Source organism: Marinobacterium maritimum (assembly GCF_039523155.1).
Taxonomy (GTDB): domain Bacteria; phylum Pseudomonadota; class Gammaproteobacteria; order Pseudomonadales; family Balneatricaceae; genus Marinobacterium; species Marinobacterium maritimum.
Genome location: NZ_BAAAET010000001.1, coordinates 191,708 through 216,966, shown reverse-complemented (window position 1 = coordinate 216,966; position 25,259 = coordinate 191,708). Strand labels below are relative to the sequence as shown.

22 protein-coding genes are annotated in these 25,259 nt (G+C 59.1%); 9 read left to right on the top strand and 13 right to left on the bottom strand.

Annotated elements, in window-relative coordinates; translation table 11 throughout:
- Positions 1-76 precede the first annotated feature (76 nt).
- From ABD013_RS00990 to ABD013_RS00975, 4 genes are all read right to left on the bottom strand, one after another.
- Positions 77-295, bottom strand: coding sequence for a VF530 family protein (locus ABD013_RS00990; RefSeq protein WP_343800912.1), 219 nt, complete (start codon positions 293-295; stop codon positions 77-79).
- Between the two features lie 20 nt (positions 296-315).
- A complete protein-coding gene (locus ABD013_RS00985; RefSeq protein WP_343800909.1) occupies positions 316-741 on the bottom strand; it encodes a DUF3010 family protein in 426 nt (141 codons plus the stop codon).
- Between the two features lie 97 nt (positions 742-838).
- Entirely contained in the window at positions 839-1,765 is a 927-nt protein-coding gene (locus tag ABD013_RS00980) for a Dyp-type peroxidase (protein WP_343800906.1), read from the bottom strand.
- A 24-nt stretch (positions 1,766-1,789) separates the two neighbouring features.
- Positions 1,790-3,067, bottom strand: coding sequence for a tryptophan--tRNA ligase (locus ABD013_RS00975; RefSeq protein ID WP_343800903.1), 1,278 nt, complete (start codon positions 3,065-3,067; stop codon positions 1,790-1,792).
- 160 nt (positions 3,068-3,227) lie between these two features.
- Here ABD013_RS00975 and ABD013_RS00970 point away from each other — a divergent pair, with 160 nt between their 5' ends.
- The 3 genes from ABD013_RS00970 (at position 3,228) to yaaA (ending at position 4,682) form a co-directional block, all read left to right on the top strand.
- Positions 3,228-3,506, top strand: a complete 279-nt coding sequence (locus tag ABD013_RS00970) for a hypothetical protein (protein ID WP_343800900.1) — start codon at positions 3,228-3,230, stop codon at positions 3,504-3,506.
- An 85-nt stretch (positions 3,507-3,591) separates the two neighbouring features.
- Entirely contained in the window at positions 3,592-3,825 is a 234-nt protein-coding gene (locus ABD013_RS00965; RefSeq protein WP_343800897.1) for a DUF2789 domain-containing protein, read from the top strand.
- Positions 3,826-3,899: 74 nt separating this feature from the next.
- Positions 3,900-4,682 carry a peroxide stress protein YaaA gene (yaaA, locus tag ABD013_RS00960; protein ID WP_343800894.1) on the top strand — a complete coding sequence of 261 codons (783 nt, stop codon included), beginning with the start codon at positions 3,900-3,902 and terminating at the stop codon, positions 4,680-4,682.
- 42 nt (positions 4,683-4,724) lie between these two features.
- On the opposite strand, the gene ABD013_RS00955 is transcribed toward yaaA, so the two are convergent.
- The 5 genes from ABD013_RS00955 to ABD013_RS00935 form a co-directional block, all read right to left on the bottom strand.
- Complete coding sequence (locus ABD013_RS00955; RefSeq protein WP_343800891.1) at positions 4,725-6,875, bottom strand: methyl-accepting chemotaxis protein; 2,151 nt, start codon at positions 6,873-6,875, stop codon at positions 4,725-4,727.
- Between the two features lie 198 nt (positions 6,876-7,073).
- The gene (locus ABD013_RS00950) at positions 7,074-7,943 is read right to left on the bottom strand and encodes a Tim44 domain-containing protein (protein WP_343800888.1); all 870 of its coding nucleotides are present in this window, start codon (positions 7,941-7,943) and stop codon (positions 7,074-7,076) included.
- Complete coding sequence (locus tag ABD013_RS00945) at positions 7,931-8,848, bottom strand: DMT family transporter (RefSeq protein ID WP_343800885.1); 918 nt, start codon at positions 8,846-8,848, stop codon at positions 7,931-7,933. Before ABD013_RS00945 ends, ABD013_RS00950 begins: the two co-directional genes overlap by 13 nt.
- A complete protein-coding gene (locus ABD013_RS00940; RefSeq protein WP_343800882.1) occupies positions 8,848-10,548 on the bottom strand; it encodes a potassium channel family protein in 1,701 nt (566 codons plus the stop codon). The genes ABD013_RS00945 and ABD013_RS00940 overlap by 1 nt, the downstream gene beginning before the upstream one ends.
- A gap of 4 nt (positions 10,549-10,552) precedes the next feature.
- Entirely contained in the window at positions 10,553-10,936 is a 384-nt protein-coding gene (locus ABD013_RS00935; RefSeq protein ID WP_343800879.1) for a DUF6394 family protein, read from the bottom strand.
- Between the two features lie 169 nt (positions 10,937-11,105).
- On the opposite strand from ABD013_RS00935, the gene ABD013_RS00930 reads away from it, so the two are divergent.
- Positions 11,106-13,946, top strand: a complete 2,841-nt coding sequence (locus tag ABD013_RS00930; RefSeq protein ID WP_343800876.1) for an insulinase family protein — start codon at positions 11,106-11,108, stop codon at positions 13,944-13,946.
- Positions 13,947-13,966: 20 nt separating this feature from the next.
- Here ABD013_RS00930 and ABD013_RS00925 read toward each other — a convergent pair whose 3' ends face one another.
- Together ABD013_RS00925 and sbcB are read right to left on the bottom strand one after the other, a co-directional pair.
- Positions 13,967-14,473, bottom strand: a complete 507-nt coding sequence (locus ABD013_RS00925) for a hypothetical protein (RefSeq protein WP_343800873.1) — start codon at positions 14,471-14,473, stop codon at positions 13,967-13,969.
- Between the two features lie 55 nt (positions 14,474-14,528).
- Positions 14,529-15,983 (bottom strand): exodeoxyribonuclease I, encoded by a 1,455-nt coding sequence (gene sbcB / locus ABD013_RS00920; RefSeq protein WP_343800870.1) that lies wholly within the window; start codon positions 15,981-15,983, stop codon positions 14,529-14,531.
- Between the two features lie 89 nt (positions 15,984-16,072).
- Here sbcB and ABD013_RS00915 point away from each other — a divergent pair, with 89 nt between their 5' ends.
- From ABD013_RS00915 to ABD013_RS00905, 3 genes are all read left to right on the top strand, one after another.
- Positions 16,073-16,501 carry a YchJ family protein gene (locus ABD013_RS00915; RefSeq protein ID WP_343800867.1) on the top strand — a complete coding sequence of 143 codons (429 nt, stop codon included), beginning with the start codon at positions 16,073-16,075 and terminating at the stop codon, positions 16,499-16,501.
- Positions 16,502-16,567: 66 nt separating this feature from the next.
- A complete protein-coding gene (locus ABD013_RS00910) occupies positions 16,568-17,707 on the top strand; it encodes a hypothetical protein (RefSeq protein WP_343800864.1) in 1,140 nt (379 codons plus the stop codon).
- A 139-nt stretch (positions 17,708-17,846) separates the two neighbouring features.
- The gene (locus tag ABD013_RS00905; protein WP_343800861.1) at positions 17,847-20,456 is read left to right on the top strand and encodes a DUF349 domain-containing protein; all 2,610 of its coding nucleotides are present in this window, start codon (positions 17,847-17,849) and stop codon (positions 20,454-20,456) included.
- Between the two features lie 101 nt (positions 20,457-20,557).
- Here ABD013_RS00905 and ABD013_RS00900 read toward each other — a convergent pair whose 3' ends face one another.
- Both ABD013_RS00900 and ABD013_RS00895 read right to left on the bottom strand, forming a co-directional pair.
- Complete coding sequence (locus tag ABD013_RS00900) at positions 20,558-20,890, bottom strand: DUF7352 domain-containing protein (protein ID WP_343800859.1); 333 nt, start codon at positions 20,888-20,890, stop codon at positions 20,558-20,560.
- Positions 20,891-20,966: 76 nt separating this feature from the next.
- The gene (locus tag ABD013_RS00895; RefSeq protein ID WP_343800857.1) at positions 20,967-21,881 is read right to left on the bottom strand and encodes a LysR family transcriptional regulator; all 915 of its coding nucleotides are present in this window, start codon (positions 21,879-21,881) and stop codon (positions 20,967-20,969) included.
- 264 nt (positions 21,882-22,145) lie between these two features.
- On the opposite strand from ABD013_RS00895, the gene arsS reads away from it, so the two are divergent.
- Together arsS and ABD013_RS00885 are read left to right on the top strand one after the other, a co-directional pair.
- Positions 22,146-23,111, top strand: coding sequence for an arsenosugar biosynthesis radical SAM (seleno)protein ArsS (arsS, locus tag ABD013_RS00890; protein WP_343800855.1), 966 nt, complete (start codon positions 22,146-22,148; stop codon positions 23,109-23,111).
- The gene (locus ABD013_RS00885; RefSeq protein ID WP_343800852.1) at positions 23,108-25,258 is read left to right on the top strand and encodes an FAD-dependent oxidoreductase; all 2,151 of its coding nucleotides are present in this window, start codon (positions 23,108-23,110) and stop codon (positions 25,256-25,258) included. The genes arsS and ABD013_RS00885 overlap by 4 nt, the downstream gene beginning before the upstream one ends.
- The last annotated feature ends 1 nt before the right edge of the window (position 25,259 follow it).

Here is a 25,259-nt window from a genome sequence, read left to right as displayed (position 1 = left end):
GGTGCGGGAAAGTGAAATTTATTACAGTTGACCAGCAGGATCAGGAGATTCTGTCATCCTGATCCCTGCTGCTCGGTCAGCAGAAGGTCGACAGGTACAGCTGTTCCACCTTGCTTCGCGCCCAGGGGGTCCGGCGCAGGAACTTAAGCGATGACTTGATGGAAGGATCGTTCTTGAAGCAGTTGATATCGATCATCAGCGACAGCTCATCCCAGCCATAATGCTCAACCAGCTGCGTCAGGATGGTTTCCAGCTTGAGGCCGTGCAGCGGGTTGTTCGGTTGCTCAGTACTCATAGGCTTCGGTCCGGTCTCACTCACTTCAGCATATGCGCGGCATAGGCAACGGTAAACGCCGGCTCCTGAAACACCTTCAACCCGGTTTCGGCAAAGGGGATCGGCAAGGGATTCTCTGACAGTACCGTCCTGATCTGCGCCGCGGACAACAGCTCCACGTCGACATCCGCAATCAGCTCGATGGCAGCTTCCAGCTTGAAGCTGATCGCACCACCGGCAAACTTGCCCTTGTGCATGCGCTCACGAATCACCACCTTGTCGACGCTGTAATCGCTCATCAGCTTGGCGAAGGCAAACTGAAACTGCTGCAGGTCTTGCCGTGTATGCCCTTTTTTCAGGGTGATCTTACGCACCCGACACTCCGGTATCAGAAACTGCCCCTGGTCCAGATTCAGAAGGCACACAACGGCATCACTGCCGGTCAATTCAACACCACAGATGTTCATCGTTATTCAATCTCTATTGCAGAGTCGATACCTGATACTCAGGCATCGACGCCAAGGATGGGCCGCACCTGCGCCAACGGCACAGGTGCGACCCCAGTCAGGCCAGTTGCGCCAGCCAGGCGTTGGAAGGCAGGAAGAAGGAGGCACCGGTCACGGCACGGGTAAACTCCAGCAGGCGATCAGCATGCCCCTCTTCATCACCTTCAACCATGCTTTTGAGCATCAGTTCGAAATGCTCCGGCGTACGACAGGTACTGATAAACACCAGCCCCTTACGCTGGCTGTCACCATAGGGCATGCTGTGGCGCAGAATCTCCATCGAGCTGCCGTCGGCATGCTTCAGCGAGGTGCGCTTGGTGTGCGCATGCAGAGACTTCTTGTCGCCCGGATACTCGACGTTATCCGCCTTGGTGCGCCCGTAGGTATCCTCCTGCTGCTTCAGCGACAAGCGCTGCCAGGCCGTCAGGTCATGCTCATAGCGCTGCAGGTGCAGGTAGCTGCCACCGGCGAATTCAGGATCTTCATCGCCAACCAGCGCCACATCCAGGCGATCATCACCTTCGGGGTTCTCGGTACCGTCCACAAAACCGGTCAGGTCACGCATGTCCTTGTATCGGAAGCCATGTACCTCTTCCACCAGTTCAGCCGCATCACTTAGAGCTTCGACAATCTCCTGCCCCAGCTCGAACACGGCATCATGCTGATCGGCCCGGACGATGAAGAGCAGGTCCACCGGGGTCGACGGCGCTACGCGCTCGCCGTTTTCCAGCGCCGGAAATCCGCGCAGCAGTGCTGGCCGCTCTTCCGGGTTCAGTCGGTCCCAGTAGGCCGAGCCAATGCCGACGACCAGGTGCAATCCAGCGTCAGGGTACTGCTCACGGAAACGTGCCAGCCGCTCGGGCATCGAGGCCAGTTCCTTGCGAACCACTTCAGTCGCGCCAGATTCATGAGTCTGATTAAAGGTCAGGAACAGCGCATCCTTGCTGGCTTCAGCAATCACGCCGGACTGGTAGGTGTCTCGCATGGCTTTCTCCTATGCCTTGGCCAATTACAGAAAGGCGGCCAACTCTTCGGTCAGCAGGTCCAGTTCATTCTGGGCCTTCTGACGTGCTTTCTTCTTCAGGGATTCCACTTCCGCGGTTTTTTCAGCCACCAGTGCCTGCGCAGCCGACGCCTTGTCTTCGGCCTGCTCCACCTGCTCCAGCAGCGGACGGATCTGCATCAGCACAGCACGACGACGTCCTTCCTCTGCGCGCGCGATCTCCTCGGCGGACTTTTCCTTCTCTTTCACCTCAGCCTTCTGTTTGGCTGTGCTGGTGTCGGTGAGTGAGCGGATACCAACCGCATGACGCACTTTGTCTAGGAAAGGCGCGGAGTATTCGCGGGCACGTTCAGCGCCCTTGTGCAGGATCGCTTCCACTTCACCGAGATCGTTCATCAGCTCATTGTAGCGGGCACGCGGCGCACTCAGCTGGGCATCGATGAATTCGAACAGTTCTTTCTTGGCATCGCCCCAGCCAATACCTTCAACGAAGCGCTGGCGCATCGCGGCACTCTCGGCTTCATTGGCAAAGCAACGATACAGGTGCATCAGGGTGTTGTCCGGATCCTTGGGTTCGCCCGGCTCACGGGTGTCGGTGACAATCTGATTGATCAGCTTGCGCAGTTCATTCGAGGAGCAGAACAACGGGATAGTGTTGTTGTAGCTCTTCGACATCTTGCGACCGTCCAGACCCGGAATCAGCTGGGTCTCTTCATCCACCTGCGCTTCCGGCAGGGTGAATAGCGGCTCGAAGTTGTGGTTGAAGCGGCCACCGATATCACGCGCCATCTCAATATGCTGAATCTGGTCCTTGCCTACCGGAATGATATCGGCGTTGAACATCAGGATGTCCGCCGCCATCAGGATCGGGTAGTTGAACAGGCCCATGGTGACACCGTCATCCAGGTCTTCCTTGCCCGCCTCACGGTTGGCATCGACTGCCGCCTTGTAGGCATGGGCACGGTTCATCAAGCCCTTGGAGGTCTGGCAGGTCAGGATCCAGGTCAGCTCGGTAATTTCAGGGATGTCGGTCTGACGGTAGAAGGTCGCCTTGTCGGTATCCAGCCCCAAAGCCAGCCAGGTCGCCGCGATTTCACGTGTGGAGCGTGCAACACGCTCGGGCTCCTGACACTTGATCAGGGCGTGAAAGTCGGCCAGAAAGAAGTAGCTGTTAAAAGCCGGGTTCTCGCTGGCTTCAATAGCAGGCTTGATGGCGCCGAGGTAGTTGCCGATATGCGGCGTACCGGTGGTGGTAATACCGGTGAGAACGGTTTTCTTACTCATCATTCACTCGTCAGTCGATTCATCCTGCCGGGGTCCCTGGCTAATGGATGACCCAGCGTGGCTCAAAAGGCTATGATACAGCTTGTACCACTGCTGTCCCAGTGTAATGGCCAACTGATACACACGAAAACATCTATCGCCACACAGGAGAGAGGATCTCATGGACGAACTGCTACCCTCATGGCTCACGCTGGCCGGCTTCATCCTGCCGGCACTGATTCTGATACTGAAGGAACACCCCCGCAACCTGGCGACGGTCAGTTACCTGATGGTGATCGCCGGCTTTTGCCTGCTCGGCGGACTGCTGTTTTCAGCCGCGCTGATCCACTGGCAACCGGGTATTGGTAAGCCCCTGCTGAGCTCTTCGCTGGTAGTGCTCGGCGCACTACTCAGCCTTGGCGGGAGAACACTCTGGTTACGCTGGCTAAAAGTTGACTAAAATAATCGGTTTTTTGACAAGCTAAAGTCCTCAGCCATAATAGAACCGAACCAAGTGCATGATTGCAGATCACACGGAGGACCACATGGATACATCCACGCACACCTTCTCGGCACTGTTTGAGCAGCTGGGCCTGGCCAGCGACAAGGACTCCATTGAGCAATTCATCCGTACCCACCAGCTATTCAGCAACGAAGTTGCGCTGCACGAGGCCTCCTTCTGGAGCGAGTCTCAGGCGACATTTCTGCAAGACGCCATCAGCAACGATTCTGACTGGGCCGAAGTGGTTGATGAGCTGAACAACAGCCTGCACACCTGATACACCCCGCTTCTATCGAGCGGGCCAGAGCGCCCGCTCGTTTCATTTGCCTCCAGACCAAGGGATTCACCCAGATGCTGACACTGGTTTCACCAGCAAAAACCCTCGATTACGAATCGCCTCTGACGACCCAGGTATATTCTCAACCGCGCTTTATCGAGCACGCCCAGGAACTGATCGCCACCCTGCGCCAGCTGTCGGTGCAGGATATCGCCGAGCTGATGAAGCTGAGCGACAAGCTGGCCAGCCTGAACGTGGCCCGCTACGAAAGCTGGCAAGCCGAACATTCACTGGATAACGCGCGCCAGGCGATTCTGGCGTTCAAGGGTGATGTTTATACCGGCCTGGAGGCCGAAACCTTCACCGCGGCTGACTTCGAGTTTGCCCAACAGCATCTGCGTATCCTGTCCGGCCTCTACGGTGTACTGCGCCCGCTGGATCTGCTCGAACCCTACCGCCTCGAGATGGGCACCAAACTGAACAACCCGCGCGGCGACAACCTCTACCAATTCTGGGGCGAGCGCATCACCGAGTCACTCAACGACGAACTGGCCGAACAGGGAGCCGATGTCGTGGTGAACCTGGCATCCAACGAATACTTCAAGGCGGTCAAACCCAAATCACTGCAGGCGCGCCTGATTACACCGGTGTTCAAGGATCTCAAGAACGGCCAATACAAGATCATCAGCTTCTACGCCAAGAAGGCACGCGGCCTGATGAGCCGCTACCTGATCCAGAACCGGATCGAGACACCCGATGCGATCAAGCAGTTTGACCTTGAGGGCTACTACTTCAGTGCCGAACAGAGTAAGGGAGACACCTGGGTCTTCCTGCGCGACGAACCGCCGGCGAAGTAAGCATGTTCATGCCAGGCCCGGCTTCTGGCCGGGCCTTTCGACTCATTTGGCGGCGCTGACCTCAAACGCCCCCACCAGCTGCTGCAGCTTGGCGGCGGTACCTTTCACCTGATCCGAGCTCATTTGCAGCTCCCCCACCGCTCTGTTCATCCGGGTGGTGATCTCGGCCACCGAACGGGCATGACCACCATGGGCCTGGCTGTGCTGATCCAGGTGTTTGATGATATCGAACATTTCAGCCACGGAGTCGTGTAACGCGGAGTTGTCCGAGGTGGACTGTTCAGCCAGTGTCAGGCTGCGATCTACGTCCTCGACACCCGACTCCATAAAGCGCACCGCTTCCTCGCTTTCAGCCTGAATACGGCCAACCCGCTCGCCGATCTCCCGTGCTGCCTGCTCAGTACGCGCCGCCAACCCTCGCACCTCATCAGCCACCACCGAGAAGCCTCGACCATGCTCGCCCGCCCGTGCCGCTTCAATCGCCGCATTCAGCGCCAACAGGTTGGTCTGGGCAGTTATATCGGTGATCAGGGTCACGATCTCGTCGATCTCGGTCGTACGAGAGTTGAGTGTCTGCACTCGCTGAGCGGACGTCTGCACGATATCGCGGATCGCCTGAGTACCCGAGCGTACCGATTCATACTGCTCCCGTGCCTGCTCAACGACCTGCTCCATCGCCGACTTCATCACCTCGGCCGTAGAGGACGCACGTCCAATGCCTTCCAGCTGAGCTTCGACCAGCCCCAGCATGTGCTCGGCGGCGGTATCCACCGAGGTCGCGGCTTCCAGCGCGACATGATTACGGGTCTGCATCAACTGGCTGTTCTCGCCCACATCCCCGGCGGCGCGGATCACCTGGGCAACGATATTGTCCAGGTTGTCGACGAAGCTGTTGATCCAGCGGGCCAGATCGCCGGTTTCATCGGCGACGATTCCCTCCCGATCCAGTCGTTGACTGAGGTTGCCCTCGCCTTCGGCCAGGTTGCGAATCACCTCGGTCATATCCCCGAGGCGACGCGACAACGGCCGGAGTCCAATGCGCCAGAACAGCAGTACCGACAACGTCACGAACAGGAAGTTGAGCAGCATGCCTGGCAGTGCATCCAATGCCAGCCAGTACTGCAGGCCGTAACTGGCACCCAGACCGACGGCCAGGGACCCTGCCAGGCTGGTAAACATGCGTACGCTCAGCGAGCGACGCCGGTACACTTCCTCCAGATCCGATTCGCACATCATGCCCCAGCGATCCCGAGAACCAGGCAGGGTGAAGGTCACGCCTTTGCCGATCACCGGTATATGTCGGTAGTCGGAATAGCCCGGATAGGTGACAAACAGGTTTTCCCCCTTGCGGATCGTCTCCCGTACGCCCGGATGCAGTTGACCGGTGGCCGGATCGGTGAAGCGAATCTCGAACTCGGTATGACGGTTGACCCTGACGGCCCCCCACTGTGTATGGATGCCGCTTTTCAGGTTTTCGCCATGGGAGAAGGTATCGTCCTCGAAACGGGAGCGGGACAGGGCCACCCCCTGCTCGATGCTCGGATCGAAGCGGGAATCCACCATGAACAGGTAATTGTCTCCGGATTCCGGGTAGATGTGCCCGGCCTCACGCTGAATCAGGTCTCCCAGCACGTCATTGGGCACTCGGGCGCAGAGCAGGCCAAGGGTGCGACCTTCCCGTTGCACCGGCTGGTAAAACATCAGTGTCACGGCATCATGAAAACGGGACGAGCTTGGCCCCAGCTGCTGGGTCACCGGGTCCACATAGGGACCATGCAGGAAAGGTGCACGACACCCTTCGCGCACGGCTGCCGGGTTCAGATCACTGACGCCGATGCGGGAAGGTGCCGTCGAATAGAGCACCCGACCCTCGGTATCGAGACAGGCCAGTTCGGACCAGTCCACTGCCTGACGCAGCTTGTAGTCAAACAGGGTGGCGGCATCCGCGGGCGATTCCACATCGACCTGCTCAGCCAGCGCAGCCAACAATTCCCACTGAGCCTGTGCCCACTGGGTCAACAGGCGCACCCGAATTTCGGCGATGCTCTCGAAGGTCTGTTCCACCAGCGGCAGGGTTCTCCGGTTCAGCCAGCAGGATTTGCGCATGGCCAGCTTGCCGGTCGCGCCCCACCAGGGTAACCAGTGCCGTTCCGCGCTGGACAGCTGCATCTGAGAACTTTTCAGGACTGACATCAACTCTCTCCCTCAATACGTTGAGAGAGTCGAAGCAATAAGTGCGCCAAAGCAGGGCAGCACAAAAAAGATGCTACTGGATGGCGACATTTGAAATATCGATCGCACTAAAAGCGTGCAATCTTCCAGTTACAGCCGTACAGCTGCACCAGATATGAGCAGAGCGACCGCGCAGTGTGCACGGTCGCTGCAGAGGGGTCAGCTGGTCTGTTCGATACCGACGATCTTCCAGTCTGCACCCGCAGCCTGCATGTCACGGGTCAGGTGCCAGACTTCGCTGAATTCGCTGGTCGGCTGACCGGACTCGGCGATCCAGCCATAGAAGTGAATGCTCGCCACCACATGATCACCTTCATCAATGAAGTTGACCAGTTCAGCCATTACCGAGTCAACTTCGGTATGCTGCTCGGCCGACAGTTTGGCGCGCTCCTGCTGCAGAGCGGCAAACATCTCGTCCGACATGTAGTCACGGATCTCGCTCCAGTCCTGAGTATCCCAGGCCTTCTGCAGGTGAATGAAGTGCTTCTGTGCGCCGTCAACAAACGCTTTCTCGTTGAACCATTCCGGCAGGTTCAGTTTGGCGGCCGCCAGACCCACATTACTGGCACCACCGAAGGCAGGTGCCTGAGGAGCAACCGGCTGTGGCTCCGGCTGCTGGCGCATCATGCCGCCACCAGGCGTCGCATAGGCCGGCTGCGGTTGCTGTACCTTGCGACGAGCAAACAGCTTGAACAGGACAAAACCGATCAAGGCAATCAGCAGGATATCCATGATCTGGATGCCGTCGAAAGCACCGCCCATGAACAGCGCCGCCAGCAGACCACCCGCCAGCAGGCCGCCGAGCATGCCACCGAAGCCCTTCGAGCGGGTGCCCGTGGTCGCGGTGCCGGTTTTGCCGGTTGTAGTGGTAGCCGTCTGATCCCTGCTCGGTGAAGGCGCCACCCGCGTCGGGGTTGTGTAGCTCTTGCCCAGGCTGGAGCCGCCGCCCAGGCGCTTGGCTTCTGCCATATCCGGCATCATGACCAGACCCAGTAACAGGGCAAAGCAGGTGGTAATCAAGGTTCGCATTTCGTCTCCTCAAGTGGTTTTGCCAACCGGCGCAGAGATTGTGCCAGTATTGCGATATAGAGTCCGGTAAAGATCAGCAGAATCCCGACCAGGTGATACAGTCCCAGGCTTTCGCCCAGAAAAACGGTTGCCAGCAGCAGACCGAACATCGGCATCAGGTGGATAAAAAGCCCCGCTGTCGGTGCCCCCAAGCGTTCGACCCCCAGGTTCCAGAACAGGAACGACAGGATCGACGGAAATATCGCCATATAGAGTACGGTCAGCAGAAAGGGTTCCGTCGTCGGGACAGAGAATTGCCCGCCCTGCTCCCACAACATCAGTGGCAGCAGCACAACCACGCCAACCAGCACGGAAAAACCGAAGAACGTCAGACCATCCAGCGCAGCCGGGCGCCAGCGCAGCGTGATGGTATAGAAAGACCAGCTCAGCATCGCCAGGAAGATCCACAGATCGCCTTCATTGAAGGCAAAACCGGTCAGTACCTCCAGCTGTCCCCGGCTGATCAGCACCAGTACACCGCCCAGCGACAGGACAACACCCAGCCACTGACGCCCGCTGGCGCGTTCGCCAAACATCAGCGCCCCCAGCAACAGGATCATCAGCGGCACGGCAGACTGCATCAACATGGCATTGGAGGCCTGGGTATACTGCACCCCGAAATAGACCAGGGTATTGAAGCAGGCCACACCGAGAAAGCCCTGCAAAAACAGCATCGGCAAGTTGTCTAATAGCACCTGCCGCAAGCGCCAGGCACGCGGCAACCACCAGGGTGCAATGATCACCAGTGCCAGAGTCCAGCGCAGGAAGGCCAGGGTAAAGGGCTGCATATCCAGATGAATAGCACGCGCCAGCACAAAGTTGCCGGCCCAGAACAGGGTCGTCAGAATCAGTAACAGATAGGGCATCAGGCGCTCTCTTGGTCGCTTCGGCGCAGCAGTCTGGCCAGCAGTGTGTCGGGGGGATCTTCGCCGGTAAGCAGGTAGTGCAGCACGTTATAGTTGTTAACGCTCCACTCCATCTGCCGTTTGGCCACGCCGAGACCGCAGAACAAAAGTTCATCTCCAGCCTGCAGCTGGTGCAGTTCGCCCGGCAGCAGGTGAACACCCTCGGCCGTTTTCAGCAGCAGCGGGAAACAGGGCAGCATCCGATCACGCTGACGCGGATCCTTGTTCAGATAGCGCAAGGCCACTGGCCGCTGCGCCATCATAGTGCTCACGGCGGGCGCCGTTTCAGGCGTCACCTGTACCGACCAGCTGTCCAGCTCACGATCACCAACCACGCTGCTCATCCGGTTGATCAGAGTATGCGCCCAGACATCGTCCTGCTGCTGCAACTGCTCCAGAAACAGCGGCAACAGTGGCGTTTTCAGCTGAGCCAGGATGCGATTGGCAATGATCCTTCCCGGCTCCATGACAAAGTCACAACGGCTGTTGCGGAAAATCAGGGCATTCTGGTGCAGGTTCTGACGCACAACCGTGGTCAGCTTCGGGTTCAACTCCCGCGCCGTCATGATGACCGAAAGATTGTCGGCATCATTGTCGGTGCCTGCAATGATGCCCACCGCTGACTCCACGCCGGCCTCCAGCAGCGTATGCGCTTCGGTCCCCACACCCACTACCCCGTTCTTCAGTGGCGCCAGATTTCCGGGGCTGGGATCGATGATGGTCATTTCCATCTCTTCAGCGGAGAAAGCCGTCGCCAAAGCTCGACCAAAGCGGCCATAGCCGCAGATGATCCAGCGCCCCGGGGCATGCTTGTAGGCGCTGGAAAGGGTGCGATGATGCGGGTTCATCAGCCAATCATAGGCCAGCAGCTTGTGCGGCGAACGCGCCGCCAGGGCCATGTAGTCGGCATAGGCACGGAAGGGGTCAACAATCATGTCGGTGCCGAAGGAGGCCATGTTGGCTGTCGTCACTTCGGAATTGGTCCGGGTGATCACCTGACGCCGAGGTGCCAGCAACTTGCTGGCGATGGCGATCGACAAATTGACATTGTCGTTGTTGGTCAGCGCCAATACGCCGATACATTGCTTGTGCTGCAACCCGGCGTGGTCAAGGATATCCGGCAAAGAGGCATCGGCACAGAGCGAAGGCACTGGAATCACCAGGTTATCCAGCTCCAGCGCATCAATACGATCCTGCTCGATATCCACCACCACCACGCGGACACCGCGATCGATCAACCGCTTGACCACGATACTGCCGGTAACCCCGTAGCCACAGACCAGATAGAAGGGTTCACGCAGGTTACGTACGTGAGACGTGAAACCGCGCAGCCGCATCAGCCGACCGAACATGGGCTCCTGCAGAACCGCCAGGGTCTGGCCAATCCCGTACAGCCAACTGATCACCGTGGCGTAGATCGACAGGGTCACCCACATGCGCTGGGCATCGGTAAACTCGTAGGGTACTTCACCAAAGCCGATGGTCGTTCCCATGAAGGAAACGAAATAGAAGGCATGGAAGAAGTCCATGTACCAGACGTTGCCGTCGGCATCGCGCCCGGGAATCAGCGTCATGCCGAACACCGTGATCGCATAAACCGTGATCAGGGTAATCAGCGGCGCACGCAGGCGCCGCATGAATAGAAAAACCAGGTTATTCATGCGCTCAGCGCCGTATCAGTGCGGTTTCCACCACCAGCAGGATGACGGAGATCAGGTTGGCCACCGCGGCACCGGCAGCAAAGGACACGACACTGGCCATGATTCTCGGCGTCATACCGGCCGCAGCGATCTGCTCTCCGTAGCCCCAGAAACCCGCGGCGATGATCAACTGCAGATCGGCCACCAGGCTGGTCGCCAGCATCAATGCCCCCAGGTGGGTGCGGTCACCGAATTTGAGCACGGTGCAGATCAGGCTGACCACCAGCGCGGCAAACAGCTCGAAGACATCGTGATGAGCGGCATTGTCCAGATCCCCCAGTACAAAACCGAAGTTAAGCGTCAGTGCCAGCACAATGAAAAACGCAAAGATCACCTTTTCACGGTTCATCCGTTAGTTTCCTATCCTGTAAACTCTGGCTGATTGTATCGACTGTCCGCGTCCTCTGCACCCAAGTGGCAGCATTTCCGCCAGAGCCACTCAACAGGGCTCGATTGAACTGCTGCTCAGCGCCGGTGTCCCATGTCGTCTTGAGGCCGTACAACACTAGTGAGGGAATATGCTCCGTCTACATCGTCCGCTGGCTTTCATGCTGCTGCTTTTGCTGTCCTGGCTGGCTCTGCCGCTGCGGGCCGAAATCATTACCGGTCCGCTGGACACCCGCGAATACCGCTACCTGCAGCTGGATAATGGTCTGCGTGCAGTGGTGGTCTCTGACCCGCGCGCCGATAAGGCGGCGGTGTCGATGAATGTGGATGTGGGCTCCAATGCCAACCCCGAGCAGCGCCCCGGGCTGGCCCACTTCCTCGAACATATGCTGTTTCTCGGCACCGAGAAATATCCGCAGGCGGACAGCTACCAGCAATTCATCAGCTCCCACGGCGGCAGTCACAACGCTTTCACCGCCTATGAAAACACCAACTATTTCTTCGACGTCGAAGCCAGCGCCCTGCCCGAAGCGGTCGATCGTTTTGCCCAGTTTTTCATTGCCCCGCTGTTCACCGCCGAGTATGTGGATCGCGAACGCCATGCGGTGCACTCCGAGTATCAGGCCAAGCTGAGGGATGACGGCCGTCGCAGCTTCGAGGCCCAAAAGCAGGCCTTCAACCCTGCTCACCACTACAGCCGTTTCGCTGTCGGCAGCCTGCAGACCCTGTCCAACTCGGATGACAGTCATATTCGCGAGGAGCTGATCCGTTTCTACGAACGGTATTATTCCGCCAACCTGATGACCCTGGCCGTGCTCGGCCCGCAGCCACTGGACCAGCTCGAGTCACTGGTGCGCCAGGCATTCGGCGCGGTGGAAAACCGCCACGCCAGCCCCTATGTGGACCAGGCGCCCCTCTTTGTCGAGGGCAGCCTGCCCGCCCAGCTCAATATCGAGACCCTGCGTGAAACCCGGGTACTCAGCCTGAGCTTCCCGATGCCGTCGGTTCGCACACACTGGCAGCAGAAACCGCTGTACTACCTGAGCAGCCTGATCGGTTATGAGGGCAAGGGCAGCCTGCTGTCCCTGCTCAAAGCGAAGGGCTGGGTACGCAGCCTCTCGGCATCACCAGCGATGGACCTGCCCGAACAGGCGATGTTCCGCATCGAGATGGAGCTGACCGAGGCAGGCTGGGCCGCCATCGACCAGATCACGGCGGATACCTTCGCCTTCATCGAGACGCTGCGCCTGGAAGGCGTTAACGCCGAGCTGTTTGCCGAAGAGCGCCAGCTGTCCGAGATCCAGTTCCGCTACCGCATGCCCGGCGACCCCACGCACGAAGTGATGCGCCTGTCGCAGGCGCTGCAGCACTACCCGACGCCCTACCTGCTCAAGGCCGACTATTACTTCGGTGACTTCGATGCCGAGTTGATCCAGCGCTATCTGGAGCAGATGCGCCCGAACAACTTGCTGCTGACACTGGAAGGACAGGAACTGCAGACCGATCAGGTTGAAGCACGCTACCAGACCGCCTACTCGATTCAGCCGATCGATGAAGCGCGCCTGGCGCAATGGCAGACACCGAGCATCGACGCGCGCCTGCATGTACGCAAGCGCAACCCCTTCATCGCTGAAAACCTGGCACTGATCAGCGCCGAAGACTATCCGCACCCGCAGGCGATCTGGTCCAAACCCGGTTCAGTACTCTGGTACCTGCCGGACAACGAATTCCAGCGCCCCAAGGCTGATTTCTTCTTCAGCCTGCTGTCTCCTGTGGCCAACCAGTCGGCGCGTAACACCATGCTGGCCCACCTCTATACTCGTATGGTGCTGGACCAGCTCAATGAACCCCTGTACGACGCTGCCCTGGCGGGGCTGGGTGTCAGCTTGTACCCCCACATGCAGGGTCTCAGCCTGAAGCTCAGCGGCTTCAGCGACAAGCAGCCCCTGCTGCTGACAACGCTGATGACAGCGATGCGCAACCCCGAGTTCGATGCGGAGCGCTTTGCCCGCATCCGTGACCAGCTGCGCGAGGAACTGGAAAACGCGGCCCAGGAAAAGCCCTACAACCAGGCGTTCAATCACCTGTACAACCACCTGCTGGGCAGCTGGACTCGGGAGCAGAAACTGGCAGCGCTGAACACGCTCAGTCTTGATGACCTGAAAGGCTTCTATCCCGGACTGCTGGAACCTGCTGGCCTGCGCCTGCTGGCTCATGGCAACCTGGCAACCGACACAGCCATTGCCATGGCGCAGCAGGTCAGTCATACCCTGCAGCCGGCACAGCTGGGCTGGCTGGCAGAGCCTCCGCATGTGCTGTCGCTGCCGCTCAACGAGCCGATGATCGACACCTTCCTGACCGAGCACAGCGATGCCTCTACTCTGCTCTATCTGCAGGGACCGAACGAGGACCTGCGCACCCGGGCAGCCGTGGCCCTGATCAGCGAGATCGCCTCCACCCCCTTCTATTCGCGCCTGCGTACCGAAAAGCAGTACGGTTACATTGTCTTCGCCAACTTCATGCCGATCCGTGAGCGGGCCGGCCTGACGCTGGTGGTACAGTCCCCCAATACCGACCCCTTCGTACTTGCCAGTGAATATACCCGTTTTCTGGAAGACACCCGGGCACGACTGGCCGCCCTCGGTGATGAAGAGCTGGAACGCTACAAGCAGAGTTTGCTGTCACGCATTAACCAGCGCGACACCGACCTTAATGAACGGACCAGCCGTTACTGGCGCGAGCTGGATCGTGACAACCTGGCATTCGACACCCGTGAACGCCTCAGCGAATACACCCGTGGGCTGAGCCGTGAGGATCTGAGTGCGATGATGGATAATCTGATGGCCCGCCAGCTGCTGATTCGCAACTTCGGCGGCACCGTGGAGGCGGCCGTCAAGCAGCAGGCGCAGCAGGATGATGACGCACGCCTGAACGCCCTTAAGCAGGAGCAGCTGGGCGTCCCCGCACTGTGATTGCCGCGCTTTGAGTAAATTCAGCGCGTCTCGGCGGGTTCTTCGACGAAGACCCGCCCCGGCGCCCGGTTGCCCGGCCCTGATGGCAGAGGGGCTTCGGCCGGACTGTCTTCACTGATCACTTCCAGCACATCATCCGCACGCCCGGTCCAGTCCTCGTCCCCCGACAGCTCATTCCCCAGGTAGACGCCCGGAATCGCCTTCACCTCTTCGGTACAGATATTCTGGAAAATACAGCGCTGGATATCCAGATCCAGGCGGACCTGATCAAAGATCTTGTCTTCGCCGACCAGAGCGACTTCGGGTTCAGACCGAACCACCACCTGGTGCACCGGTGGCGGTGCCGAAGGGTACACCACCTGCACGGGGTACTGCCGTTTCTTATGATCAGCATAGCGAACTTCAGGCATTGGCTCCCAGTCCGGGTCGCCGCGTCCCTTACCCTCATAGGCATCACGACCGTGAACCCGGCCAGCGGAAAACTGGTCGACCTCCGTCACCGCATAGGGGATCGGTTCAGCAGCCATCACTCCCGTGGCAAAAGACAGCCCCAGCAGGCAAGCCCAAGCCTGGCAATAGCGCCTAGAAGTATTCTCCCGGGTAGATCGACTCGGCATAGAGCGCCAGTTCCTCCAGTATGTGGCGGTCGCGATCCGGCAACTGCGGATCCTGAGCAAGTTCGTTCAGGTCCTTGAACAGCTGTGGCAGGCTGTAGCCGCCGCCCTCTCCCTGCAGCAGCTTGCGGCTGCGGTACTCCTCCCAGCGCTGGGCTTCATCTTCGCTCAGCGTGTATTCAAAATTCCGTGCCTTGTAGCGCAGCAGCATCTCTTCCAGACGGGCATCCTGGAACGGCAGATCCAACTCGGCCAGTGCCATCGGCTCGGCGGCCCGCACCTGCTCCATCAGAGCCCGGTCGTGATCGGAGAAGAAGCCGCCGCTGTAGAGCATATGGTCCGGATCCCCGTCCGACTGGGGACCGCCATCACTGAATATATCGGCCACTTTCGCCGCCACTCCAGCTTCATTGCGCAACATCTGCAGATGGCGACGACAGGTATCGCCGTCAATCGACAAGCGATCGGCCTCCACCTTGGTCAGCATGCCGGCAGGCGCGATGATCGGACACTTGTTCGCCAGCACCTGCTTGAGCGCAATGCGCGGCGCCCCAGCCGGCAGTTCATCGTGGCGGGTATAGATCAGTTTGCGCAGTTCATCCACACCCAATTCGAACAGCGGGGTCGGGTCCTCACGCAGGTCCCAGACCAGGGTGCTGTTGCGGTTGCTCGGGTGGCTGGCCACCGGCGCCACGATGGCGGCATTGCCCCACTCGGTCGGGTATTTGGACGAGATATGCAGCACCGGTTTCATGCGCACTACGTCCAGCTGGGCCTGCACGGCCCGCTTGCCACGGTTGCGCAGCACGAAGTCGAACAGTTTGGGCTGACGCTCCTTGATCAGCTTGGCCACCGCAATGGTCGCGTAGACATCGGACAGGGCATCATGGGCATGGCCGTGATCGATGCCGTTGGCCTTGGTCAGATCCTCCAGACGCAGGCTGGGGCGGCCATCTTCGTATTCCGGCCACTCGATACCCTCAGGGCGCAATGCCCGGGTCAAACGCAGCATGTCGATGATGTCCCAGCGCGAGCAGCCATTCTGCCACTCGCGGGCATAGGGGTCGTAGAAGTTGCGGTACAGGGTATAGCGTGTAATCTCGTCATCGAACCTGAGGCTGTTGTAGCCCACGCCACAGGTGCCCGGCTGTGCCAGTTCGGCGTGAACCCGCGCGATGAACTCCGCCTCACTGACCCCTTCCTGCAGGGCGGTCTGCGGCGTAATACCGGTCACCAGGCAGGCCTGAGGATGCGGCAATACATCCTCGGAGGGACGGCAGTAGATCATCAGCGGTTCGCCGATGATATTGAAATCGGCGTCGGTACGGATACCGGCAAACTGCAGGGGGCGATCCCGGGCCGGGTCGATACCGGTGGTTTCATAATCGTGCCAGTAAAAGGTTTCGTTCTGCTCGCCCGCCATCGGTTCTCTGTCTCGACTTTTCGTAAGGGGAATGGTTAGATCCAATTGAACCCGTCAGATTAACATCTCACCTTCAATGGATCATCCGTATGCTGACCGATAACAAGGATTTGGACACCCGCTGCCCCTGCGGCTCGGGCAAGCCGTTCAGTTTCTGCTGCGAACCGGCGATTTCCGGACGCAAGCCGGCAGCCACCGCCGAAGCGCTGATGCGCTCCCGGTATACCGCCTTCGCTCTGGGCGCGGTGGACTATCTGATTAACACCACCGCCTCCCGTAAACGCGGCCCTCATGACGCCGAGCTGTTATCGGAACAAACCCAGGTTACCACCTGGACCGGGCTGAAGATTCTGGATACGAAAGCGGGCTCGGCCAGCGATCAGACCGGCATCGTCGAATTCAAGGCGTCCTTTGACAGCCCGGAAGGCAGTGGCATCCTGCACGAGCGTTCGAACTTCGAGCGGGAACAGGGGCTTTGGGTCTATACCGATGGCGACGTTGAGTTGTTGCCCGCTTGAACAGCTGACTAAATTTCATCCCGCATTGGCCGATACCCCTTGCAGTCACATTCAAGGGCCCGGCCGATGCATATACAGAACCACAACCTGCAACTGGGCAGCGAGCGCAGCTACAACCGCAGTGAGTCAGAGCAGGAATCTCTGCGCGTGGGCCGTGTCAGTACTGATGCCGTAACCGGTAACCGGCGTGTTGATGTGGTCTTCGAGGCCGCTGCGGTCAGCGAACGGGAACTGTCCCTCTACAGCGCACAGGCATTGCGCGCTCAATCCGCCAATACGTTGCCCCCTGCCGCCAATGCGTCTGTCGACACCGGATTCGAAACAGCCTCATCCACCGAGGCCAGCGAGAGTCCACTAGAGCAGCTGCCTGCAGAGGACAGACTCAAGCTGGACCTGATCGCCCGCCTGCACAAGGCGATCACCGGCAAGGAAATCCGGATGACGCTGATGGACCCCGGTGTTCTTGAAGCCCATGCGAATATTGACGCCCCAAAGCCCCCGGCATCTGCCGCCCCACCGGCTGCTCCAGCGCAACCGGCTATCGGCCTGGAGTATCAGCGCTCGCTCAGAATCGACGAGTCCGAACAAACCCGCTTTACCGCCAGCGGCCGCGTAACAACGGCTGATGGTCAGCAGATCAACATCGAGCTGGAACTGCAGATGGCCCGTTCGATAACCGTAGAACAGCATCAAAGCCTGCGGCTTGGCGCGCGCCTGTCTGACCCTCTGGTGCTCAATTTTGACGGCATCGCCGCTGAACTGAGTAGCACTCGCTTCCAATTTGACCTGGATCTCGACGGTACAGAAGACAGTGTACCGACGCTTGCCGGTAACAGCGCCTTTCTGGTGCTGGACAAGAACGTGGACGGCAAGATCAATGATGGCAGCGAGATGTTTGGGGCACGCAGTGGCAATGGCTTTGCCGAACTGGCGCAATACGATGACGACGGCAACGGTTTCATCGACGAAGGGGACGATATTTTTTCCCGCCTGCGACTCTGGTCACCCACCGCCGATGGCCAGGGCGATATGCTGAGCCTCACCTCACAAAATGTTGGTGCCATTTATCTGGGTAGCGCCGACACCGAGTTTTCATTGACGCCCAACCTGCAGGAAAATCGCCTTGGGGTGATCCGATCCAGCGGCATCTACCTATCTGAAGAGGGTCGAGTCGGTAGCGTCCAGCAGCTGGATTTGAGCATCTGATCACAGCCAAACCGAACTGCTTGACGCCATTCAGCGTCTGTCAAGGCTTTTCCTTGCACTCCCCTGACCGGTAGAATGTCGACCCGCCCGCTCATCTTCGATAACGGATGCCGGGACTCTCCTCTGGTAGTGGTGACCGATGTTTGCAAACCTGTTCAAGCCCAAGTGGCGTCATTCAAATCCGGAAGTGCGCGTTTCGGCTGTCAGTAAACTGTGCCCGGACCAGCCTGAGCAGGCCGGTATTCTGTGCCAACTGGCGCTGAGCGACAGTAATCGTCAGGTACGCTTGCAAGCCGTGCGCAGGTTGACCGATACCGATTCACTGCTGACCGTACTACGCCAGTCAGATGATGCCGAGATCCGTGAACAGGCCGGCATCCGGGTCAGCGAGTGCCTCAGCGGCAGTGAGGACTCGAATAGCCTCTGCCAGCTGCTGGAGCTGATCAACGATGATTCAGCGCGTACCCAGATCATTATCAACACCAATGCTCAGCTGGAAACCCAGATGCTCAACAGCATCAACGATGAGTCCGTACTGCTGCAGATTGCCCTGCATGCGCGCCTGGCGAATATCCGTAAGGAAGCCGCCCAGCGTATCGAGGATGCCGAACTGCTGGAACAGGTACAGCGTGCCAGCCGTGGGCGCGACAAGGCGGTTCATCGAATCAGCCGAGACAAGCTCAACAGCCTGCGTGAGCAATCACGCCTGCAGGCAGAAGCCAGTCTGCGCCGCCAACAGTTGCTGACCCAGCTGCACCAGTTGGCCACGACCGAGGATATCCAGTTCCTTCAGGCTCGCGCCCAGGCGCTCTATCAGGAATGGCAACAGCTGCCAGACATCAGCACTGACGAGCAGCACACCTTCGATAACCTGAAGCAGAGCATCGAGCAGCGTCTGCAACAGCAGGCCGATGCCGAAGCCGCAGAAGAGCAACTGCGCCAGCAGCAGCAGGCCCGAGAAGAACAGGCAGCAGCCCTGCTGACTCGACTTGAAGCCGCCATCGCCCTGCCCAGCAATCAGATCCAGTCGGAACTGAGCAACCTGCAAGCTCAGTGGCTGCCGTTGGCCGAAACACTGTCCAATAAGTGGCAGCAGCAGTGGCAAAAGTGTCTCTTCCGTGGCGAAGCCCTGGCAGCTGCCCAGGCACGCCTGGAGCAGCACAACGACAGCCTGCAGACACTGCTGACACAGGCTGAACAACCCCTGCCTCAGCGACTGCGCAAGGTCCGCCAGCTGCTCGACCTGCTTGACTGGCCCGGCAAGGAACCCCTCCCTGAGGCTGTGCAGCAACTGCAGGCACTGGCGGAGCAGCTGAAACAACAGCAAAGCGAACTCAGCCAGGAAGCCCGTCAGCAGGAAAGCGAGATTCACCAGCAGCTCGACCAGCTGGAACAGGCGATCGACAGCGGCAACCTGAGTGAAGCCAACCGCTTGCACCAGGCGCTGGGCAAGCGACTGGACAAGCTCAATGCCGTGCTGTCTGACACGCTGGAAAACCGCTATCGCCAACTGCATGCCCGCCTGGCCGAGCTGCACGACTGGCAGGGCTTCGCCGTTGCCGGCAAAAAGGATTCGCTGTGCGAGCGGATGGAAGCCTTGATCGATGCCGAACTGCCGCCGCAAGAACTGGCCGACCAGGTCAGGGCACTGCAGCAGGAATGGAAACAGATCGATGCGACTGACTCGGTACACTCGCAGAAACTGTGGAAGCGCTTCCAGGAAGCAGGCGAAAAAGCCTATGCCCCCTGTCAGACCTGGTTCAAGGCCCAGCGTCAGCAGCGTGAGTTCAACCTGACCCAGCGCCAGCAGATCTGCAGCCAACTAAGTGCCTACCTGCAGCAGATGGACTGGAGCCAGGCCGACTGGCCAGCCGTGGAGGCTGTCAGCCGCACTGCCCGGGAAGAGTGGCGCCGCTACACCCCGGTCGACCGTGCGCCCGGTAAGCCTCTGCAACAGGAGTTCAACACCCTGCTGCGGGAGATGGATCATCAGATCAAGGAGCACCGCCAGCACTGTGCCGAGGTTAAGGAGCAGCTGATCGCCCGCGCCGCGGAGCTGGCTGAAGCGGAAGATATCGATGCCGCCGCCGACGAAGCCAAGCAGTTGCAGAAGCAGTGGAAAGCGGCCGGCCCCACCTTCCGCAGCCGTGAACGCGCCCTCTGGCAGGCCTTCCGTGAACAGTGCGACCTCATCTTCGGTCGCCTCAAGGACGCACGCAAGGCTCAGGCACGGCAGGAACGCCAACAGGCGGCGGAGCAGGCACGTCAGCCGCTGGCTGATAATGCCGTCGCAGCGCTGCAGCGCCTGGCCCTGCTGGCCGAGCAGGCCGAGGAAGAACTGGCGGCCAACGGCAGCAGCGAGACCCTATCAACCCTGCTGACCGAAGCCATCACCGGCCCGTCACCGGGCGAACACTGGCGCGAGCGTATCGGCCAGCGCCTGGAAGCGATCCGCCTGATCAGCGCCGGCACCCGCAGCATCGAGCAGCAACTGACACTGTCAGAGCGTCAGGCGCGGGAACTCTGTATCCGTCTGGAGATTCTGCTGGGCATCCCGTCACCGGAAAGTGACGAAGCGCTGCGGATGGAATATCAGATGGAGCGTCTGAACCAGGCCCTGGCGCAACAGGACGACGAGCCAACGCCGGCCGCCCTGCAGGCGCTGGAACTGGAATGGCTGACACTGCCCTTCGCCTGGCAGTTCGGTGAACTGCACGAGCGCTTCCTGAGCCAACTGCAGGAGGCCTGAAACGGCTTCGGCTTTTGGCAATAAAAACCCCGGATGGCAAACCATCCGGGGTTTTTATTTTCTCGACAAAGCGCGCTCAGCACATCAGTTTGTGCCAAGAATCAGGCCGCTTCGTGTTTCACCAAATGCGGTTTTGGCTGCGCCGGATGCGTACTGACCGTTTCGACCCTGAACAGGTGGTACGCCTCGGGACCGAAGGGGTCCAAAGCGGTATCCATGTACTCGTAGTCCATCGACACCGGTTTACCTGTCATGGCGACCCTGAAGCTGGCTTCACAGAGCGGCACATCGGCTCGCAGAGGCTCTTCGACCCACATGAAGAGTCCTTTTTCAGCCACCAGATACTCAAACCGTACGACCCGGTAACCTTCTTTCAGATGCAGATTGTTCGGACTGTCGGACGCTTCGAGACGGTATTTATGAATCGCTTTCATGATCGGACTCCTCGTCTTTTGATCTCGAGTTCATGATGGACAAGGAACACACAAGAAAAAAGCAGATTTCTTAATCTCAACCATCAGCTTTTTTCGAACAGTCTTCCCATCGACTCTGACAGATCGCCTGCACCGCCGGGTGTGATGGCTGGGCGCCTCGAGTAATGGCATAAAGGCGGTCCTGTGCCGTCTTAACCTCCCCGATCCATACAACCTGATACTGCCGGCACACCTCGTCCGCGATCACCGAGGGTGCTGCAAAGAACCCCATGCCGTGGTGACCGAATACCTTGATCAGCGCACTGTCATCGACCTCGGCGCGCATCGAGACCCGCACGCCCACGTCATCAAACCACTGCATCAGTTGACTCACATAGGGTGCATCAACGGCGTTGGCCAAAAAAGGTTGACCATCGAGACTGGCGGGAAAATCGATCTTGAGCGTGCGGGCAAGCTCAGGGGCGGCAAACAGGCTCATTGGCGAACGAACCAGCTCATGCAGATGCAATCGGGTTTCGGTATCCAGTACCGGGGGGCGGTCCGTCAGGACCAGATCGAGATCGTGGCGCTTGAGGTCTTCCAGCAGATTGGGGGTGCGCCCGGTTTCGCAGCTGAGACTGAGCTCTCGATCCAGATGCAGTGCGGGCTCAATCAGACGCCAGGCGATCAGCTTGTGAATCGAAGCAGAGAGCCCCACGGCAAGCCGCAAAGGGCGCTCATCCGTTGGCATGTCCAGCACCTGTTGCAGCGCCTCGGCGGCATCGAAGATCTCATCCGCATGACGCTGCACGGTAAGGCCCAGCTCCGTCAGTCGCAACCCCCGTCCTTCACGTCGAAACAGCAGGCCGCCGATTTCGCTTTCGAGGGTCGCCACCTGACTGCTGAGCGTCTGCGGTGCCAGCTCGAGTACCTGACTGGCCCTTGCCATACTGCCCTCCCGGGCCACCACCCAGAAATGATACAGGTGACGAAAATTGAGTTTGTTCAGCATCCGACACTCCCCTTGCCTGAATGCTGAACAGTCTAACTCAGGCAGCCACCATCACCACCCCGGTCAGGGCAATGGCGCCGCCGGTCAAATGACGGAACAGGCTGGCGCGGGCTTCAAGGAAGTTTTTAATACCAGCCATTCTTGCGTCAAGCGGCATGAACACGTAACGGCTGACGCGGAAAAAACACAAACCAGTTGTAAGGAAGTGAGGTCTTGGCTTGACTGACAACTAACACAAGCGGATTTCATTAGCAGGAGCCTGACATGCTGTCTACGATCAAACTGCTTGAAGTGACTGACTTCCCCTCCATTCGCCGTGCCAAGACGGATACCTTGCAGGTAAATCTGGGATACCGTTGTAACCAGACCTGCGTGCACTGTCACGTCAATGCTGGCCCCAACCGTACGGAGATGATGGACGACGCGCTGATCGAGTTGATCCCCCAAGTGCTGAAGGCCCGCAATATAGGGACCCTCGATCTGACCGGGGGCGCACCGGAACTGCATCCCCGCTTTCGCCAACTGGTAAGCGAGGCCCATCAGCTTGGCGTCAGAGTCATTGACCGCTGCAATCTGACCATTCTGTTCGAGGAGGGTCAGGAAGGACTTGCCGAGTTCCTGGCCGCACAGAAGGTCGAGGTGGTGGCTTCACTCCCCTGTTACTCAATGGACAATGTAGACAAGCAGCGCGGTAAAGGCGTTTTTGACCTCAGCATTGCTGGACTGCAGAAACTGAATGCTCTCGGCTATGGCCAACCTGATTCAGGCCTGGTATTGAATCTGGTCTACAACCCGCAAGGGCCTTTTCTGCCACCGCCGCAACAGGCTCTGGAAGCGGATTACCGACGCGAGCTTGAGCTGCATTTCGACATCTGCTTCAACCAGCTTTTCACCATCACCAATATGCCGATCAAGCGATTCGGTTCCATGCTGCTCTCCAAGGGCCAGTTCGAACCCTACATGCAGTTGCTCAAGGATAACTTCAGCCAAAGCAACCTGGACAACCTGATGTGTCGTACCACCCTGAGTGTGGACTGGCAGGGCCGGCTGTATGACTGCGATTTCAATCAGCAGCTTGAGATGGCCATACCCGGCAACGTACGTACGCTGGAAGAGCTGCTCAACACTGATCTGACCGACAACAACCTGATCTGCACTGCCGATCACTGCTACGGCTGCACAGCCGGTCAGGGCAGCAGCTGTGGCGGCGCGCTGGGTGAATCGGCATGAAAAAGCTGCTGATACTGGCCGTCATTGCCGCAGTGGCCATCGCCTTCTTTATACTGGACCTGCACCATTGGCTGACTCTGGACGGCCTTAAGTCAGGGCTGGAACAGTTTGAATACTGGCGCAGTCAGGCCCCCTTGCTGACGGCGGGCGGCTTTTTTCTGCTTTACATCATTGTGACCGCCCTCTCATTGCCTGGTGCGGCCGTGATGACGCTGGCCGGTGGCGCGCTGTTTGGACTAGGGCAGGGCCTGCTGCTGGTGTCCTTTGCCTCCACCATCGGGGCGACTCTGGCCTTTCTGGTATCACGCTACCTGTTACAGAACTGGGTGCAATCCCGCTTCGGTAACCGCCTGGACGCCATCAACCGAGGCATCGAGCGTGACGGCGCCTTCTATCTCTTCACCCTGCGCCTAGTGCCCGCGTTTCCCTTTTTCCTGATCAACCTGCTGATGGGGCTGACGCCGATCAGGGCCTGGACCTTCTACTGGGTAAGCCAGGTTGGCATGCTGGCGGGCACTCTGGTGTACGTGAATGCCGGTACACAGATTGCCCAGCTGGAAAGCCTGTCCGGCATTCTGTCACCGGACCTGCTGATCTCTTTCGCGCTGCTGGGCCTGTTCCCGCTATTGGCCAAAAAACTGATCGGCTGGATTCAACGGCGCCGCGTCTATGGCCGCTGGCAAAAGCCGGCCCGATTTGACCGCAACCTGATCGTGATTGGCGCCGGTGCCGGCGGACTGGTATCGGCCTATATTGCCGCTGCCGTCAAAGCGAAGGTGACCCTGGTCGAAGCTCACAAGATGGGCGGTGATTGCCTGAACTATGGTTGCGTGCCCAGCAAGGCGTTGATCAAAAGCGCTCGGGTGGCTCACCAGATGAGGCAGGCGGAGCGTTACGGCCTGGATGTGACCGCACCCCGATTTTCGTTTCGTGCTGTTATGGCCCGTATCCAGACAGTCATACATAAGGTAGAGCCCCATGACAGTATCGAGCGCTACACGGGCCTGGGGGTTGAGGTGCTGCAAGGCCACGCCACTCTGATTGATCCCTGGACCGTAGAGATACGCCTGCATGAGGGCGAAACCCGACGCCTGACTGCACGCAGCATTATTCTGGCAACGGGGGCCAGCCCGGTCGTACCGCCTCTGCCAGGACTGGATGAAACCGGCTATGTCACCAGCGATACGCTCTGGGACAAATTTGCCGAGCGGGATACTCCCCCGGAACACCTGGTGGTACTGGGCGGCGGTCCCATCGGCTGCGAACTGTCGCAATGCTTTGCGCGACTGGGCTCTAAAGTTACTCAGGTTGTTCGGGGAGAGCGCTTGATGACGCGGGAAGATACCGAGGTTGCTGAACTGGTTCAGGCCTCGCTGCAGGATGAAGGAGTGGACGTGCTGACGAATCATGCCACCTTGCGGGCGAAGCAGCGCGATGGATGCAACTACCTGATCTGCGACCATCAGGGACAGGAAGTAGAGCTGCCGTTCGATGAGCTGCTGATCGCCGTTGGTCGACAGCCACGCCTGACCGGTTATGGGCTGGAAACCCTGGGGATTGAAACGCACCGTACCCTGACCACCAACGCCTACCTGGAGACCTTGTACCCCAACATCTACGCAGTCGGTGATGTAGCCGGGCCCTACCAGTTCACGCATACCGCTGCCCACCAGGCATGGTACGCCGCCGTCAACGCTCTCTTTGGTCAGTTCAAGCGTTTCCGTGCCGACTACCGCGTCATTCCCTGGACCACCTTTACCGACCCGGAAGTGGCACGGGTCGGATTGAGTGAGCAGGAAGCGATTGAACGCGGCGTTGCGCATGAAATCACTCGTTATGCCCTGGATGAACTGGACCGAGCCATTACCGAAAGCGAGCCTAAAGGCTTCGTGAAAGTGCTGACCGAGCCGGGCAAGGATCGCATTCTGGGCGCCTGCATCGTCGGTGAACATGCCGGTGAGCTGCTGGCAGAATTTGTACTTGCCATGAAGCACGGGCTGGGGCTCAACAAGATTCTGGGCACCATCCATACCTACCCGACCTGGGCGGAAGCCAACAAGTATGCTGCCGGTGAATGGAAAAAGGCACATGCACCGGAAGCGGCCCTGAAGTGGCTTGAGCGCTATCACGCATGGAGAAGAGGCTAGA

What these genes read in the sequence shown, in the direction of transcription:
- ABD013_RS00990 (WP_343800912.1), bottom strand. Translation starts at nt 295, where the DNA reads ATGAGTACTGAGCAACCGAACAACCCGCTGCACGGCCTCAAGCTGGAA.
- ABD013_RS00985 (WP_343800909.1), bottom strand. Translation starts at nt 741, where the DNA reads ATGAACATCTGTGGTGTTGAATTGACCGGCAGTGATGCCGTTGTGTGC.
- ABD013_RS00980 (WP_343800906.1), bottom strand. Translation starts at nt 1,765, where the DNA reads ATGCGAGACACCTACCAGTCCGGCGTGATTGCTGAAGCCAGCAAGGAT.
- ABD013_RS00975 (WP_343800903.1), bottom strand. Translation starts at nt 3,067, where the DNA reads ATGAGTAAGAAAACCGTTCTCACCGGTATTACCACCACCGGTACGCCG.
- ABD013_RS00970 (WP_343800900.1), top strand. Translation starts at nt 3,228, where the DNA reads ATGGACGAACTGCTACCCTCATGGCTCACGCTGGCCGGCTTCATCCTG.
- ABD013_RS00965 (WP_343800897.1), top strand. Translation starts at nt 3,592, where the DNA reads ATGGATACATCCACGCACACCTTCTCGGCACTGTTTGAGCAGCTGGGC.
- yaaA (WP_343800894.1), top strand. Translation starts at nt 3,900, where the DNA reads ATGCTGACACTGGTTTCACCAGCAAAAACCCTCGATTACGAATCGCCT.
- ABD013_RS00955 (WP_343800891.1), bottom strand. Translation starts at nt 6,875, where the DNA reads ATGTCAGTCCTGAAAAGTTCTCAGATGCAGCTGTCCAGCGCGGAACGG.
- ABD013_RS00950 (WP_343800888.1), bottom strand. Translation starts at nt 7,943, where the DNA reads ATGCGAACCTTGATTACCACCTGCTTTGCCCTGTTACTGGGTCTGGTC.
- ABD013_RS00945 (WP_343800885.1), bottom strand. Translation starts at nt 8,848, where the DNA reads ATGCCCTATCTGTTACTGATTCTGACGACCCTGTTCTGGGCCGGCAAC.
- ABD013_RS00940 (WP_343800882.1), bottom strand. Translation starts at nt 10,548, where the DNA reads ATGAATAACCTGGTTTTTCTATTCATGCGGCGCCTGCGTGCGCCGCTG.
- ABD013_RS00935 (WP_343800879.1), bottom strand. Translation starts at nt 10,936, where the DNA reads ATGAACCGTGAAAAGGTGATCTTTGCGTTTTTCATTGTGCTGGCACTG.
- ABD013_RS00930 (WP_343800876.1), top strand. Translation starts at nt 11,106, where the DNA reads ATGCTCCGTCTACATCGTCCGCTGGCTTTCATGCTGCTGCTTTTGCTG.
- ABD013_RS00925 (WP_343800873.1), bottom strand. Translation starts at nt 14,473, where the DNA reads ATGGCTGCTGAACCGATCCCCTATGCGGTGACGGAGGTCGACCAGTTT.
- sbcB (WP_343800870.1), bottom strand. Translation starts at nt 15,983, where the DNA reads ATGGCGGGCGAGCAGAACGAAACCTTTTACTGGCACGATTATGAAACC.
- ABD013_RS00915 (WP_343800867.1), top strand. Translation starts at nt 16,073, where the DNA reads ATGCTGACCGATAACAAGGATTTGGACACCCGCTGCCCCTGCGGCTCG.
- ABD013_RS00910 (WP_343800864.1), top strand. Translation starts at nt 16,568, where the DNA reads ATGCATATACAGAACCACAACCTGCAACTGGGCAGCGAGCGCAGCTAC.
- ABD013_RS00905 (WP_343800861.1), top strand. Translation starts at nt 17,847, where the DNA reads ATGTTTGCAAACCTGTTCAAGCCCAAGTGGCGTCATTCAAATCCGGAA.
- ABD013_RS00900 (WP_343800859.1), bottom strand. Translation starts at nt 20,890, where the DNA reads ATGAAAGCGATTCATAAATACCGTCTCGAAGCGTCCGACAGTCCGAAC.
- ABD013_RS00895 (WP_343800857.1), bottom strand. Translation starts at nt 21,881, where the DNA reads ATGCTGAACAAACTCAATTTTCGTCACCTGTATCATTTCTGGGTGGTG.
- arsS (WP_343800855.1), top strand. Translation starts at nt 22,146, where the DNA reads ATGCTGTCTACGATCAAACTGCTTGAAGTGACTGACTTCCCCTCCATT.
- ABD013_RS00885 (WP_343800852.1), top strand. Translation starts at nt 23,108, where the DNA reads ATGAAAAAGCTGCTGATACTGGCCGTCATTGCCGCAGTGGCCATCGCC.